The sequence below is a fragment of the Microbacterium sp. LB12 genome, assembly GCF_037150835.1.
Lineage (GTDB): Bacteria > Actinomycetota > Actinomycetes > Actinomycetales > Microbacteriaceae > Microbacterium.
The window spans coordinates 1-13,198 of record NZ_JBBCPF010000005.1 but is presented as its reverse complement, the minus strand read 5'-3'; the positions used below and the strand labels follow the sequence as shown (position 1 = coordinate 13,198).

General features: G+C 66.5%; 14 protein-coding genes. 2 read left to right on the top strand and 12 right to left on the bottom strand.

What is annotated here, in order from left to right; genetic code table 11:
* Nucleotides 1-55: 55 nt before the first annotated feature.
* The 5 genes from WFM69_RS10225 to WFM69_RS10205 are packed head-to-tail and all read right to left on the bottom strand — an operon-like array spanning nucleotide 56 to nucleotide 4,193.
* Nucleotides 56-850: an inositol monophosphatase family protein gene (locus WFM69_RS10225; protein WP_337004267.1), complete on the bottom strand. Its 795-nt coding sequence runs from the start codon at nucleotides 848-850 to the stop codon at nucleotides 56-58.
* Entirely contained in the window at nucleotides 847-1,932 is a 1,086-nt protein-coding gene (locus WFM69_RS10220) for a hypothetical protein (RefSeq protein WP_337004265.1), read from the bottom strand. Before WFM69_RS10220 ends, WFM69_RS10225 begins: the two co-directional genes overlap by 4 nt.
* 28 nt (nucleotides 1,933-1,960) lie before the next feature.
* Nucleotides 1,961-2,761, bottom strand: coding sequence for an enoyl-CoA hydratase/isomerase family protein (locus WFM69_RS10215; protein ID WP_337004263.1), 801 nt, complete (start codon nucleotides 2,759-2,761; stop codon nucleotides 1,961-1,963).
* Nucleotides 2,762-2,807: 46 nt separating this feature from the next.
* Entirely contained in the window at nucleotides 2,808-3,299 is a 492-nt protein-coding gene (locus WFM69_RS10210; protein WP_337004261.1) for an FBP domain-containing protein, read from the bottom strand.
* Between the two features lie 9 nt (nucleotides 3,300-3,308).
* On the bottom strand, nucleotides 3,309-4,193 hold the full coding sequence (locus WFM69_RS10205) for a bile acid:sodium symporter family protein (RefSeq protein WP_337004259.1): 885 nt from the start codon (nucleotides 4,191-4,193) through the stop codon (nucleotides 3,309-3,311).
* A 156-nt stretch (nucleotides 4,194-4,349) separates the two neighbouring features.
* On the opposite strand from WFM69_RS10205, the gene WFM69_RS10200 reads away from it, so the two are divergent.
* On the top strand, nucleotides 4,350-4,865 hold the full coding sequence (locus WFM69_RS10200; protein WP_337004257.1) for a DUF2087 domain-containing protein: 516 nt from the start codon (nucleotides 4,350-4,352) through the stop codon (nucleotides 4,863-4,865).
* A gap of 7 nt (nucleotides 4,866-4,872) precedes the next feature.
* On the opposite strand, the gene WFM69_RS10195 is transcribed toward WFM69_RS10200, so the two are convergent.
* Nucleotides 4,873-5,499 (bottom strand): DUF2510 domain-containing protein, encoded by a 627-nt coding sequence (locus tag WFM69_RS10195; RefSeq protein WP_337004255.1) that lies wholly within the window; start codon nucleotides 5,497-5,499, stop codon nucleotides 4,873-4,875.
* 103 nt (nucleotides 5,500-5,602) lie between these two features.
* Here WFM69_RS10195 and WFM69_RS10190 point away from each other — a divergent pair, with 103 nt between their 5' ends.
* Nucleotides 5,603-6,169 (top strand): hypothetical protein, encoded by a 567-nt coding sequence (locus tag WFM69_RS10190; protein WP_337004254.1) that lies wholly within the window; start codon nucleotides 5,603-5,605, stop codon nucleotides 6,167-6,169.
* Between the two features lie 849 nt (nucleotides 6,170-7,018).
* On the opposite strand, the gene WFM69_RS10185 is transcribed toward WFM69_RS10190, so the two are convergent.
* The 6 genes from WFM69_RS10185 to WFM69_RS10160 all read right to left on the bottom strand — a co-directional run.
* Complete coding sequence (locus WFM69_RS10185; protein ID WP_337004251.1) at nucleotides 7,019-7,999, bottom strand: LPXTG cell wall anchor domain-containing protein; 981 nt, start codon at nucleotides 7,997-7,999, stop codon at nucleotides 7,019-7,021.
* Nucleotides 8,000-8,010: 11 nt separating this feature from the next.
* Nucleotides 8,011-8,799, bottom strand: coding sequence for a signal peptidase I (locus WFM69_RS10180; RefSeq protein WP_337004249.1), 789 nt, complete (start codon nucleotides 8,797-8,799; stop codon nucleotides 8,011-8,013).
* A gap of 58 nt (nucleotides 8,800-8,857) precedes the next feature.
* Nucleotides 8,858-9,670 carry a hypothetical protein gene (locus tag WFM69_RS10175; protein WP_337004247.1) on the bottom strand — a complete coding sequence of 271 codons (813 nt, stop codon included), beginning with the start codon at nucleotides 9,668-9,670 and terminating at the stop codon, nucleotides 8,858-8,860.
* Between the two features lie 80 nt (nucleotides 9,671-9,750).
* On the bottom strand, nucleotides 9,751-10,734 hold the full coding sequence (locus tag WFM69_RS10170; protein WP_337004245.1) for a hypothetical protein: 984 nt from the start codon (nucleotides 10,732-10,734) through the stop codon (nucleotides 9,751-9,753).
* Nucleotides 10,731-11,411, bottom strand: coding sequence for an alternate-type signal peptide domain-containing protein (locus tag WFM69_RS10165; RefSeq protein WP_337004243.1), 681 nt, complete (start codon nucleotides 11,409-11,411; stop codon nucleotides 10,731-10,733). Before WFM69_RS10165 ends, WFM69_RS10170 begins: the two co-directional genes overlap by 4 nt.
* Nucleotides 11,408-13,198: hypothetical protein (locus WFM69_RS10160; RefSeq protein WP_337004241.1), on the bottom strand; the 1,791-nt coding region annotated here is incomplete at its 5' end. The genes WFM69_RS10165 and WFM69_RS10160, both read right to left, overlap by 4 nt.

Below are 13,198 nucleotides of genomic sequence, written 5' to 3'. Positions count from 1 at the left end.
GAAGTAACGATGAGATAAACCGTACCCTGATCCCCCTGGGAATGCCATGAATCGTTCAGGGTTTCTGGTCGAGGATCCCGAGCAGTCGCGCGTGCACCTCGGGCCCGCCCGCGACCAGCATGGGCCGCGACGATTCCACGTCGATCCGGGAGACGATGCCACCGGCTTCAGCGACGAGGAGCATGCCGGCGGCGAAGTCCCAGGGGCGCAGCCCGCGCTCGAAATACCCGTCGAGTCGCCCGGCCGCGACATAGGCGAGGTCGAGGGCCGCAGCCCCCATACGCCGCAGGTCACGCGCCATCGGCATGACCCGGCCGACGACCGCGAGGTCTCCGTCGTGCGTCGCGGGGTCGTATCCGAACCCGGTGGCGAGGAGCGCTCCCGCCGGAGTCTCCGACGTGACGGCGAGACGCACCTCTCCACTCCACGCACCATGTCCGCGAGCCGCGGTGAAGGTCTCTCCGAACGCCGGCGCGTCGACGGCTGCGGCGAGGATCTCCCACGACTGGGGGTCGGGTTCACCGCGCACGGCGGCGATGCTCACGTTGTAGGACGGGATGCCATACGCATAGTTGACGGTGCCGTCGATCGGATCGACGACCCAGGTGATGCCACTGCTGCCGACTTCGGCTCCACTCTCCTCACCGAGGAAACCGTCGTCGCTGCGTGCACTGCGCAGTCGGTCGCGGATGAGCGCCTCGACCTCGCGGTCGGCGTCCGTCACGATGTCGGCGAGCGTCGACTTCGTCGCTGCGAGGTGCACTCCCTCCTGACGACGCCTGCGCGCCAGCTCTCCCGCCTCACGCGCGATCTCCGTGGCGAGGTCGCACAGTTCGAGCTCGAGCGTCACTGGCCCTGGCCCGGGTAGGGCGGCGCCGGCGGGGGCGGCGGGAACGCGGAGGGGTCCTGCTCCGGCCCGGCCGCCGATGGTGCGGCGGGCGCCGGCGGAACCACGTAGGTGCCCGCCACTGCAGGCGGCGTCATCGGCTGCGGAAACTGCGGGGCGTCGGGTCGCGGCGGGACCGGGAAGGAGGAAGCGGGAACCTGAGGGAGCGCCTGCTGCGGCGCACCCACCGTCGGGTATCCGGTGTAGTAGGCATTCCAGTCCGGCGAGCCGTCCGGGAGAACCGGCAGCGGGGTGATGCCGTCCGCGTACGTCGGCCAGGACGGTGCACCCGACACCCGCGGTGCGGCCGGCTTCTTGGGCGCGAAGAGCGCGTTCAGCAACGGGATCAGGGTGGTGCCGACCGCGAGGAGAATCGTGAGTGCGACGACGATCCTCCAGTACAGCTCCCCATAGTCGAACGAGTTCGGGAAGGCGAGGAAGAAGACGAGCAGGCCGACGAGCGCTCCGAGGAACACGACGGTCACGATGTAGATCACCCTCGTGAACGTCGTCACGTGGCGCCGCGCGGCACGCGTGAACAGCCGCACATGGACCAGGGCGAGCTGCAGGATGCCGACGACGAGGAGGAGCTGGAAGAAGCGCTCGGCACCGAAGTAGTAGCCGTCTTCCGGGAGCCAGATCTTCACCGCACCGACGAGGAGCGCGATGATCCAGCTCACCATGCTGGCGAGTTGGAGCCAGTCCGGGCGATTCGGCGCGAGTCCGGCCTCGAGGATCGCGATGCCGGCGAACCCCGCCAGCAGCAGGATCGTGAGGAAGGCCCGACCGATCAGACCGTCCTGATCCCCGATCAGCACCCAGACGACGCACACGAGCGCCGCGGCGATCAGCGCACCGATGGCGATCCAGAGGGATCCCCTGATGAGCAGCGACATGTTCTTCTTCTCACCCTGCGTCTGATGCGTGGTGATGTCGGGCTGGGACATGGCGATCCTCTCGTCGAGCGCGATGCCTTCATCCTGCCATGCGGGCATGCCGACGTCCGGGCTCTTCTCGGTCCCCGCCCGGACCTGAGCGAAACCCATTCTCCGCCCCATTGATGTGGAGGAGGAGTCAGCCCGCCTTCTTCGCAGAAGCGGCGGCGAAGGCGGCGACCCTGGCCTGGGCATCCGGAGTCTCCAGCGCCGCACCGATCGAGCGCGCCTCCTCGCTCAGCTGCTCGACGAACGTGCGCTCGGGCTGCGAGCGCACCAGCCGCTTCGCCTGCCCGTAGGCGTCTGCGGCGCCGGCGAGCCAGAACCGAGCGATCTCCTCGCCGCGCGCCCGCACCAGCGCGGCCTCTGTCGCAGCGTCCTCCCCCTCGACGACCTCCGCGACGAGGCCCCACTCCTGCGCCTCGGATGCCGACAGCAGCCGGTCCTGCAACACGAGCTGCAGCGCTCGACGCTGGCCGACCGCGTGCGCGAGCTGCGCCGACACGGATAGATCGGGGGTGAGGCCGATGTTCGCGTAAAGGCTGCCGAGCTTCGAACGGGACCCGACGACGGCATAGTCGCTCGAGAGCAGGATGCCGAGGCCACCGCCTGCCGTCGTGCCGTGAGCGGCGGCGACCACGGGAACCGTCGACTCGGTGAGCGAGCGGATACCGGCGTTGATGACCTCGGCGAGCGCGGTGATCTCCGATCCGGATGCCCCCATCGTCGTCGCCATGTCGATCACGTCGCCGCCCGCGCAGAAGGCCGGTCCCGCCGCATCGAGGAGGATCGCCTTGACGTCGGGCCTCGACGTCGCCTCGGCCGTCGCGTCCTTCCAGGCGTGAGCCAGGTCGGCGTTGAACGCGTTCAGGCGAGCAGGACGGTTCAGCGTCAGCCGCGCCATCCCTTCTTCGACGGCGAACAGGATGGCATCACTCATGGCTTCTCCTTCGAGCACAGGACGTGTGGACCCAGGGTATCCGCGATCAGGGCTGCTCCCAGACCTGCGAGACGAAGCTCTCCATCCGGCGGCGGGTGCCGTCGAGGCGGAGGTCGACCTGCCCCGGCGCTCTCACCTCGTTCGGCGCGAGCGGGTGCGCCAGGCGCACGTTCTCGTGGCAGGAGAGGTCGGCACACAGGTACGTGCCGAACGAGTCGCCCCGTCGCCCGGCCTCGCCGGCGCGACGTGCCGAGAGCAGGGCGATCTGGTTGCCGGGCTGCATGGTGTGGCAGATGTTGCACATGCCGGAGCGTCCGCGGCCCGGCTCCGTGGCGCGCAGCACGATTCCGACCACCCGGTCCTCGTGCGGGATCAAGACGTACCCGCGGCGGCTCATGTTCGGGTCCCGCCACGCGAAGAAGTCGAGGTAATCCCAGTCCACGAGCAGGAAGTCGTGCGGCATCTCCATGATCCGCAGCTCTTCAGCGTCGGCGTTGACGAACGATGCGCGGACGTCGGCTTCGGTGAGCGGTCGCATCGTTCCAGTCTAGGAACCGTAAGACGTAGCGGACGCAGGAACCGTCGTTCCGACGACCGCCCGGTCGCGGATCAGGAAGCCGAAGCCGAACGCGATGAAGAACATCAGCACGCCGTAGACGGCCGCGGGGAGGCTCAGCTCGATCGACCCGAGGACGGACTGGGCGATCACGATCGCGAGCGTGGCGTTGTGGATGCCGATCTCGAACGAGGTGGCGATCGCCTGCCTCCTGCCCACACGCAGCAGCCGCGGCACGACGAAGCCGATAGCGAGGCTGATCAGGCAGAACAGCACGGTGATCAGTGCGAGCTGCGTGAAGTTCTCGACGAGGAGCGTCCAGTTCGCGGCGACGGCTCCGGCGATCACGACGATGAGGATCACCACGGACGCGATCCGCACGGGCTTGTCCATGCCTGCGGCGAACGTCGGCCAGTATCGACGCACGATCATTCCGAGGGCGACCGGCAGCAGCACGATCGCGAACACCTCGAGTGCCTTCGACCACTGCAGCCCCAGGCGGTCGTCGAACGGTTCGAAGTACGCGATCGCCAGGTTGGTGATCACGGGAAGAGTGATCACGGCGATCACCGAGTTGACCGCGGTGAGGGAGATGTTGAGAGCGATGTCACCGCGGAACAGGTGGCTGTAGAGGTTGGCGGTGGTGCCGCCGGGAGACGCCGCGAGCATCATCATGCCGACCGCGAGGATCGGCGGGAGTTGGAAGGCGAGCACCAGGCCGAAGCAGATCGCCGGCAGCACGATGAGCTGGCACAGCAGGGCGATGATCACCGCCTTGGGCTGCTTCAGCACTCTCGCGAAGTCGCCGAGTGTGAGGCTGAGCCCGAGGCCCAGCATGATGATGCCCAGTGCGACGGGCAGTCCGATGGTGGTCAACGCTGATCCCATGACACTCAGTGTGCCGGATGAAGGGCCTCGGTGTCACGGCTGCCGGGAGGGGTCCGCTCCTTGCAGGGTATCGTCGAGGGCTCAGGGGATGTCGACGCGCACGCAGGCCCGTCGACCCGGAACCGAGAGCAGGAGTGAGCTGACATGGCATCGTCTGATCGTTGGCGGCCGTTGATCGCCATCCTCGCGAACCCCGAGACGAGGCGCGTCGCCGCCGAGGTGATGCTCGGCAGCACGCTCGACGCCGCCACCGCGAACCTGTCCCCGTCGAGGCGTCGCCGCGTGACCGATGCCCTCGTGCGCAGCGGTCTCGTCGACGAGAGCACACAACTGCTCGCACCCGACGTGTTCCGCGCGATCCTCGAATCCGCGGCGGCTCCGAAGCGCGAAGGGGTCGAGCGGTTCGTGGACGGTCAGCGGATCCGCCAGTATCCGGCGAACCTCGAAGAGCGCGGTGAGCTCCTCGCCTGGGTGGCACGCAACGTCTTCGAAGCGGATGAGGTGCTCGCGGAACGCGAGGTGAACGCGCGGCTCCTCCCCTATTCCGAAGACGTCGCCGTGCTGCGCCGCTACCTCGTGGACTATCAGCTCGTCGAGCGTCGCGCCGACGGCACGGAATACGCACTCACCGGCAGCGGGCCGATCGCCGCGTCCGACTGACGCAGATTCAGCGGTACGGGATCGCCGAGACCAACGCGGTCGAGAGATCGCCGATGAGGACGAAGCACCAGATCATCGTCAGGATGAAGGCCCCGACCTGGATCGCGACCATCGTGATGAGCGGTCCTGCCCCGCGCCCGCCCCGTTGGCGCACCACGACGTGGCGTCCGATCACATAGACGAGCGAGGAGAGGAACGCCCACGCCCACGGGAACGGTTTCACGAAGCCCCGTGCAGCCAGTTCCCGGGCATCGAGCGCCGCGAACCACACCCACGCCGCGTACGCGCCCCATCCGACCAGCATCAGCACGAGGTACCAAGGCGAGAAGATCAGGGACATCTCCGCAGCGACGAAGCGCCCCATGTCGGGCGATGAACCGTCGAACGGCACCAGGGCGATCAGCGCCAGCAGATCGTGCCGCAGCTGCGCCAGGTATCCGAAAACGGGGACCAGGGTGACCAGCGGGAGGAGCACCATGAGCCACACCCAGACCGTGTTCGCGCTCGTGCCCGGCGGCACAGGAGCCGGCTGACCCGGGGCGGCGTACGCCGCGCTCGCCTCGACCCAGCGGTATCCGTCCCACCAGCGGGGAACACCCGCGCCGTCGTCGTACCAGCCCGCCGGCGCGCTCATCGCGGTCCGTCGAGGTCGATGGGGGCACGGTGCGTGTGGGACATGGCTCCCACCCTAGACTGGGCGCGTGCGGGCGGAGCCGACACCATGCCGAGGGGGACATGTGAAGACCGGACACCTGATGCGCACCATCATCATCGGCGCCGTCACGGTCGCTCTGTCCGGGTGCACCGCGGGGCAGACCCCTCCCGACGCCGTTCAGCTCGCCGCCCCCTCGCCCTCCCCGACCGAGTCAGCGACGCCACCGGTTGCCCCGGCACCCATAGTCCCTGCCGGTGACCGCGTCCCGGCGACGTGCGACAACATCATGGTCGACACGTTCGCGGATGCCATCGCCGTGCGAGAGATCCCGCCGGGCGGGGATGCGACCGCCAACTCGCTGTTCGACGGCGGCGTCACCTGCTGGGATCAGCCGAGCTACCGACGCGCGTTCGCCTGGGCACCCACCACACGAGCGCAGTGGGATGCCCTGGTCGCCGAGTACGCCGGCCCCGGCGGCGCCTGGTTCACCGAGGATGGCCCGCGCGGCACCTACCTGACATTCCTGAACTCGTCCGGATACACCGACGCCGGCGGCTACAGCCAGACCTACCTGTTCACGGGCGACGCGATCATCATGGCCTTCACCAAGGCCGACACCGATCTCGTCGTCGGGCCGCCCGCCGCCTGAGTACTCGGCGATCGCTCGATCGGCGGAAACGAACGAAGTGGTTTGGTGAGTTGTTCGTGGAGCTCGTTCTGCCCCGAAATTTAGAGCCCCAGACGGACCCGCCAGGAGGGCGATCCTCCGCGGCTGCCGAGATAATCCTCTCCCGCGCTCGGATGCGTTGGCCCTATAAGGCTTGACACTTACTCCTGCCCTGGTTGCACGCAAGACCGGTCCCGGGCCACCGCTTTTTAGACTGCTACCGCTGGGGTCAATGCACAGGGGGGGGAGGCTTGTACCTGTGCGGATTTCCTCCTCGAAAACGCACACGTGGTAGCGGGCTGGGGAGTCAGCTACCACACCTCCCATTGATCCCTACATGACGGGATCGACACTCCCGTGATCTTCCCCGTTCACGGGGGTGTCGCCGTTGCGATTCTTGACCGCTACGTTGCCCCGGAACGGGGATCCGGCGGCGTTCACTCCGCAATCTCCGACCACCAGTTGGACTCGATCGCTATCGACTGGCGAATGGCTTTGATCGCTACGCAGAAGTTGCCCTTGCTTCCCGCGTGCACGCACGATGCATAGCGCCCCCCTCGAGCACCGTACTGGCACTGTTTGCGATGTACCACGATCGCGGTCGCACAGGCCGGGGTAGCACATCGACCGAAGGACTCCCCCAGGTGGCAGCAACGATTGTCGCGACGACAGGACGCGACGACGAAAGCGTACTTGCCTCGATCGTCGTCCGAGATGCTCGAGGATTCACTCACCACTACGAAGCAATCGAAACCTCGCCCGACGCAGTGTGTGACGCCTTCGACCTCGTGGCGAGATACACCCCAACCTCAACCCCGGGACCTTCTCGTCCTAGACCGGGAGCATCAGGGCCGCGCCAAGCGGCTCCGGCGCACAAGCGACGCAGAGCGTCTCCCGCTCGCCGGATGCCTGGCGTCGAGCCACCCACGGTGCGCCTCGTCCGATCGCGTCGTCGCACCGATCGCAACGACGCCGGCGGGCTGCGAACAGGAGCAGTCCTGCGGCAGCAAGTCCGAGCGCGACAGCGATGAGCGCCAGAGTGCGTGCCGCGTCGGCGCCGGTCTGTGCGAGTTTCGGAGGTGTCGCACTCGTGTCGCCTTCGAGGTGGACCTGGATGTCGAACCGGAGGTCGGTCGATGCCGTGTTCGCTCGCATCTCCGTGGTCAGGGATGCCGGCACGTCGAATCCGACGGTGACGGGCACGTCGCCGCCACGCGGAACCTGAACCTCCACGAGTTCGGGACGCCCGTCGTCGAGAGCGAGAAGACCGGAGAAGGGCGCGGATCCGGTCACGCCGGCGATGTCCCAGAACAGCGTGACATGGTCGCCGAGCTGCGGGTTGGCGGTCAGCATGGGCACGGTCTCCGCCAGCACGAGCCCGACAGTCATGACGCCGTCAGAGGGGCCGTCGTTCCGGACCCTGAGGGTTCGGGAGACGTGATCGCCAGGAGAGACCAGACGTTGGCCCACGAAGCTCGCCTCGGCCGTCGCGTACTCGGAGCCCCGCCAATCGAGATGCACGGTGCGGCCGTCCCACTGACCGGAGATCAGCTCGGCGTCGGTGGCGGTGACCGAAGCGACACCCGCGTTGTCCGAGGCGTACAGGTCGGCCCCGTTGGCCTTGCTCCGAGCGTCCTCCACCGAACCGCGCGTGCCGAAGACGGTGGCGCTCGCCGGTGCCATGTAAAACACAAGAGAGATGAGGATGCCGAGCATGAGTGCGATGGCACCCAGGATTCGTGCACCGCGCGCCAACCGCGATGGCTGCTTCAGAAAATAGCTGTCGCCGGAGACGTCGACAAAGGCGCTCATAGGTGTTCCTCTCACGGAGACGGTGTGATTGTTGCGGTGGCGAAAGATTGTTGTTCGAGAAGCGCGACCTCACGTTCGCGAAGAGCAAGCTCTCGCTCCCGCAGATCCAGCTCTCGCAGTCGGAGCGACGCATCACCGCTGGACGCGTCGTTGTCCCCTGTGGGAGACGAGACGGTTTCGGGTGGGGTCGGTACCCCTGCGATGGTGCGAATACGGGTTCGCGGGCGTGCCCGATCGAGCGTGTAGATCCCGACGGCCAGGAGACCGAAGATCACGAACACGAGGATCTTGTTGTCCTCGACCCAGCTGCGGGCCCATCCCACAGAGGGGATACCGTACATGAACACACCGCGCACCTGCTTGGGCGAGACCGGGTCGTCTTGTGCGGAGTTCGCATCGCCCTGCAGGATGAGGCGACAGGATGTGCCGTCGTCATAGTTGCCGACAGTCTTGGCGATGACGCGGTGCGTGATGACTGCCGGATCGTTCGGTGTCGGGAAATAGGTCACGATGTCGCCGATCGAGATGTCCGCGCAGACATCCTCCTCGGCGATCCCCCGCACTGCGACGACGTCGCCAGGCTTCAAGTTCGGCTCCATCGAACCGGTGAGCACGGTGAGGCTGTCTCCCCCGAGGATGCGCGGGATGAGGAACAGGACCGCGACGACGACGATGATGATGCCGACGGCGATCGCTCCGAGGAAGGCACCGAGTGACTGCCAGATTGAGCCGGGCACCCGCGCCAGACGGACTCCGCCACCAAGCCGGGTCTGGATGGATCTGATTCGGTTGCGAGGCACGTTCTTCTCCTTGGCGTGGGGCACCCGCTGATGCGGGTGCCCCACTGTTCGGGCGTTCTTACTTGAACTGCGAACCCGTGTCGCGAACCTGGTCGAGCTGCAGCTTCAGCCCGGCAAGGGTGTCGACGGTCAGGGCATCCTGGCGGGTACCCGTGGCGGCTTCGGTCTGATCGGCGTAGGTGCCGTCTGCGGCGACCGTGGCCTTGCCGGCGTCACCGGCGGTGCTGTCGAACGTGCCGTAGAGGACCACGGTGACGTCTTCAGACGAGTCGGTCATCTGGAAGACGGTCGAACCCGCGATGTCGCCCGCGGTGGGGACCATGGGGACGCCGTCGTCGACGCCGTCTGCCTGACCGGTGGCCGGAGCAGACAGGTAGAACAGGCTGCTGTCCGCGGGGACCGCGGTCTCGGAGACGAGCAGCTCACCCTTGTTGTACACCTCGTACGACCATGTCATCGACTTGTTGCCGTCGATCATGTCGTCCAGGCCGGCGACCGAGAGCTTGCCGACGAGGTTGTCGCCTTCGAGGGTCACATCGGCGGAGAACGCGGCGGCGACCTTGTCGCCCGGGACGGCACGCCAGGTGGTGTCGTCGATCAGGTGTCCGAGCTGCGAGCCGTCGGTGCCGGCGATCGTCTCGGTCGCGTCCACACGGTCTGCCGACACGTCATAGAAGGAGGTGTCGACCGTCTGCACGAGGTTGAGGTCACCCGCGGTGATGTCGCCACCGGCGAATGCGTCGTTTGCGCTCCAGAGCGCGAACGTCGACCCTCCCGAAAGAAGAGCGACGGCTCCGAGGCCGACCCAGATCAGTCCGCGGCGACGCTTGCGCTCCTCGGTGACAACGATCGTTGATGCGTGGTTGTCCATGTGTCTCTTTCTGTTCTAGTCCCCATGCGGGACTGGTTAGACCGAGGCCGGGTGGCCGTCGGGTCTTGTATCGAACGCTGTTACTTGTTCGAAGTCGTGATGGCGAAGTGATCGCTGGGCTGCTTCACTGCCGGGTTGAGGTTCGTCACTGCAGGGTTCAGGACGATCGTGATGTCCGGCTCGTTGCTCGGGTCCGGGTAGATGTCGGCGCTCCAGACATCTACGTCACGCGGACGCGTCTGGTCCTCCGCGACACCGGTGGCTTCCGCTTCGTTGATGTAGGTGCCCAGCAGCGGCAACGAGGGCGGGAAGCCCACGGCCGAGTTCCACGTGTCCAGAGCTCCGTAGCGCGCTCCGTCCTCCGCGGTGCCCTGCGCAAAGGCATCATTGACGTAGTCGCCGTCCGGCGCGTTGATGAAGTCCATCGCTACACACCAGATCTGATTCGATCCGCCGTCGCTCTTGGCACCGGGCGCCTGAAGCTCGTGCTCCTGGCCATCGAACACCATGACGTTCTTCGGCGTCTCCCCTTCGGGCGTCTCCGGAGTCGCAGGCACATCCGTACAACCGCCTCCGGCATCAGCGGGATACACCTTGAAAGTCGAGTAGCGAAGAAGCGTCCCTTCCTCACCGACACCGGCACTCAGGTCGTAAACCGACCCGTCCCGCGCGACCTGCGTCGCGACGGCCACGTCATACACGACGCCTGCGATGCCGTCAGCCCAACCGCTGGCGTCGAACCTCCAGATGATCGGTGCCGCATCCGGCCCGGTCTGCCCGAGCACCTCGGCCAGCTTCGAGCCCGGCAGGACGAGCTCGACCGCAGCGCCATCCGTGCTGTGGACAGGAGCTGTCGAACCATCGGCCGGAGCAGCAGCGAAGTCGACACGGCCGTAGTTGAAGGCGGCGATGGAGACGGAATCGTCCATCGCCCACAGCGCGTAGGCGGCGGGAACCGTGCCGGCCGCAAGTGCTCCCGCGATCAGTCCACCGACGGCGGCTCGCGCATAGGTGCGGATGCGAGTGCGCGACCTTGTCGCCAGGCGTTCACTCTTGCGGCTCATGGGGTCCCTCCCTTGACATAGCCGGCCCCTGCGCGGAGCTGCTCGAGAGTGACGACGATGTTCCCGGCCGCCCACTGGGCAGGCGCGTCCTCGGCGGATTCGCCGTTGAGCCAGTCGTAGTCACCGAGGACCTCGACCGAGATGACGACCTTCCAGTCTTCAAGGATCCCTTCATCGGTGCCGGTCAGGCCGTCGACCGCGAGAGTCGTACCGAACGGCGCGTCTCCGCTTTCGGGCGTGACCTGAGCGCCGTCTGCGTCCTCGATGTGGAACGACAGCGCAATAAGTCCGTCCGCGACAGCCTGAGCGGCGTCGCCCCCGCTTGCGTAGTCGACCGCGAACCCCGCGTTAAGGTTGTCTCCCTGGAGGTACGACTCCACGTTCTGGGTGATCGTGATGACGTCTCCGGGCATCACGCGGAAGTCCGCGGGCGTCCCGAGCGGTAGTTCCTGCGCGTTGCTGGTTCCCGGCGTGATCTGACTCCAGGTGGCATCCTTCGAGACGAGCCTGAGGTTGCCGCTGGTGATGTCACCGAGGCTGGCCGACGTACTGGCCGACCAGAGGGCGTACGTACCCCCGGCTGATGCGCCCGCGATGAGAAGCCCGACCAGCAGCGGGGCCGCGACCGCGAGACTCGGTCGCCGACGACTGCGCCGGCGCCGTTCACGCGTCGTCACTTGCCCTCACCCGACGCTGAGATAGGACCGTCCGTCGTGGTGTCCTGGGGCACCAGGGTGCCGCAGGAGAACAGCTTCACGGAAGCGCCGCTCGCCAGCGTCGGGATGGTGCCGATGAGGCCGCCGTCGCCGAGACGCTCGTCCGAATCGTTGACCTGGACATCGCGGAGAACCGTGGCCCAGTCGTCTTTCGAGGTGTTGCTGACGGTGTAGACGAAGCACACGGCCTGGCGGTCAGTGAGCCGGCTGTCGCGTGGGGCAGGCGTACCCGTCGCCTCGATCCGGTCCGCGGAGGACGAATCGCCGACGTTGATATACGCACGCTTGGCGATGTTGATGACCGGGTCGGTGGCGTACAGGTACGGGGTCACCTCCGGCACGAGCAGACCATCGTAGTTGGTGTCACCGGTCGCGACGGTCGCCGTGATCGTCGTCTTCGTGCCGGCCGCCACGTCTCCGGCGTCGGCCGTCACGACGATCGCGGACGTCTGCGATGCACCGCCCTTGATCACCGGCGACGACGTGCTCAGAGAAACCTTGGGGGTCCCATCGGGCTGGCTGATGCTCGTCGTGAACTTCAGCTGCTCGGTCGGTGCGGGCGCACCGGCCGCGAGCATGTAGGTGAAGGTCTTTCCTCGCTCGTCGCCCGTCACGACCGTGAACTTGTTCGGCTGAGCGGTGATGGGGTTCACGAACGTCACGACGTTGTCGGTGTCGCGCTTGTTGCCTGTGGTCGCTGCGTTCAGATTCGTCAGCCCGGTGGGGATGGCGACGGTGTTCGCACCGATCGACACGGTCACCTTCGCGGTGTCATCGACGCGCACCACCACATCGAACTGCTTGCCCGAGCTGCCGGCGATCTCCGTGACAGAGACGACACGGGGGTTGAGCTTCGCGGCCTTGATGGTGCTGATGCCTGCGGTGACACCGTTGAGTCCCTCAGACGTAGCGGCGGTCGCCGTGACGACGAAGTCTTCCACGGACACGGTCGATACATCGAGCTGCATCGACGACGTGAGGGTGAAGTGCAGGTCGCGAGCGTATGTCTCCTCGTTCTGAGCGTCTGCTTGAGTGATCGTGATCTCCGGACGGCAACTGCCGTCGATGAGCGCGACACGCGAGTATTGCGACGACGCCGATGCAGTTCCTGCGGAGGGTTCGATCGTCTGCACGCGCAGGGCTCCGCTCACCATTCCCGTGCTGGGGTTGACAGGGCCGACCCCATTGTTGGTCGCGAGCCGCTCATCGCCCGGCATGGGCAGGGTGACCTGGAGCGTCTGGCGCTCGTTCGCTTCGACGTCGTAACGGCCGATGTAGACCTCCGCATCGTCCGCCTGGGTCCAGTAGACGTCGAGCGCGACAGGTACGGCAGGGTAGCGTCCTGCGGTGTACTCGGTCGTGTTCGCGGCATCGGCAGGCGGGGCCACCTCAAGCGGCACCGTGCACTCGTCTACGGTGATCGGCGCATCCTGCACGTTCGCACTGCTGCGCGCCGTCGGCCACCACGTGTTCAACTTCGCATTCGCAGACGCGTTCACGTTGCTCACAAGCGTCGTCAGGAGGTTGTTGTTGGCAGCGAATTCCTCGAGGACGGTATTGGCCTTGCTTCCCGAACGCGCGCCGAACGTGTTACGGGCGATCTCGACCAGTCCGGTCTGAGCCCCGATCCACCATGTCGGGTGCGGTTCGTGGGCGTGCCGTGAAGTGAAATGTCCTTCTGGTCTGGGAAAATGTTGATTGTCTAGAGCAACGTTTACCAGTCCGGAAGGACACCTCGTAAGTGAAAG

Coding starts and splice junctions, on each gene's coding strand:
- WFM69_RS10220 (WP_337004265.1), bottom strand. CDS start 1,932: ATGGGTTTCGCTCAGGTCCGGGCGGGGACCGAGAAGAGCCCGGACGTC.
- WFM69_RS10215 (WP_337004263.1), bottom strand. CDS start 2,761: ATGAGTGATGCCATCCTGTTCGCCGTCGAAGAAGGGATGGCGCGGCTG.
- WFM69_RS10210 (WP_337004261.1), bottom strand. CDS start 3,299: ATGCGACCGCTCACCGAAGCCGACGTCCGCGCATCGTTCGTCAACGCC.
- WFM69_RS10200 (WP_337004257.1), top strand. CDS start 4,350: ATGGCATCGTCTGATCGTTGGCGGCCGTTGATCGCCATCCTCGCGAAC.
- WFM69_RS10195 (WP_337004255.1), bottom strand. CDS start 5,499: ATGAGCGCGCCGGCGGGCTGGTACGACGACGGCGCGGGTGTTCCCCGC.
- WFM69_RS10185 (WP_337004251.1), bottom strand. CDS start 7,999: ATGAGCGCCTTTGTCGACGTCTCCGGCGACAGCTATTTTCTGAAGCAG.
- WFM69_RS10175 (WP_337004247.1), bottom strand. CDS start 9,670: ATGGACAACCACGCATCAACGATCGTTGTCACCGAGGAGCGCAAGCGT.
- WFM69_RS10170 (WP_337004245.1), bottom strand. CDS start 10,734: ATGAGCCGCAAGAGTGAACGCCTGGCGACAAGGTCGCGCACTCGCATC.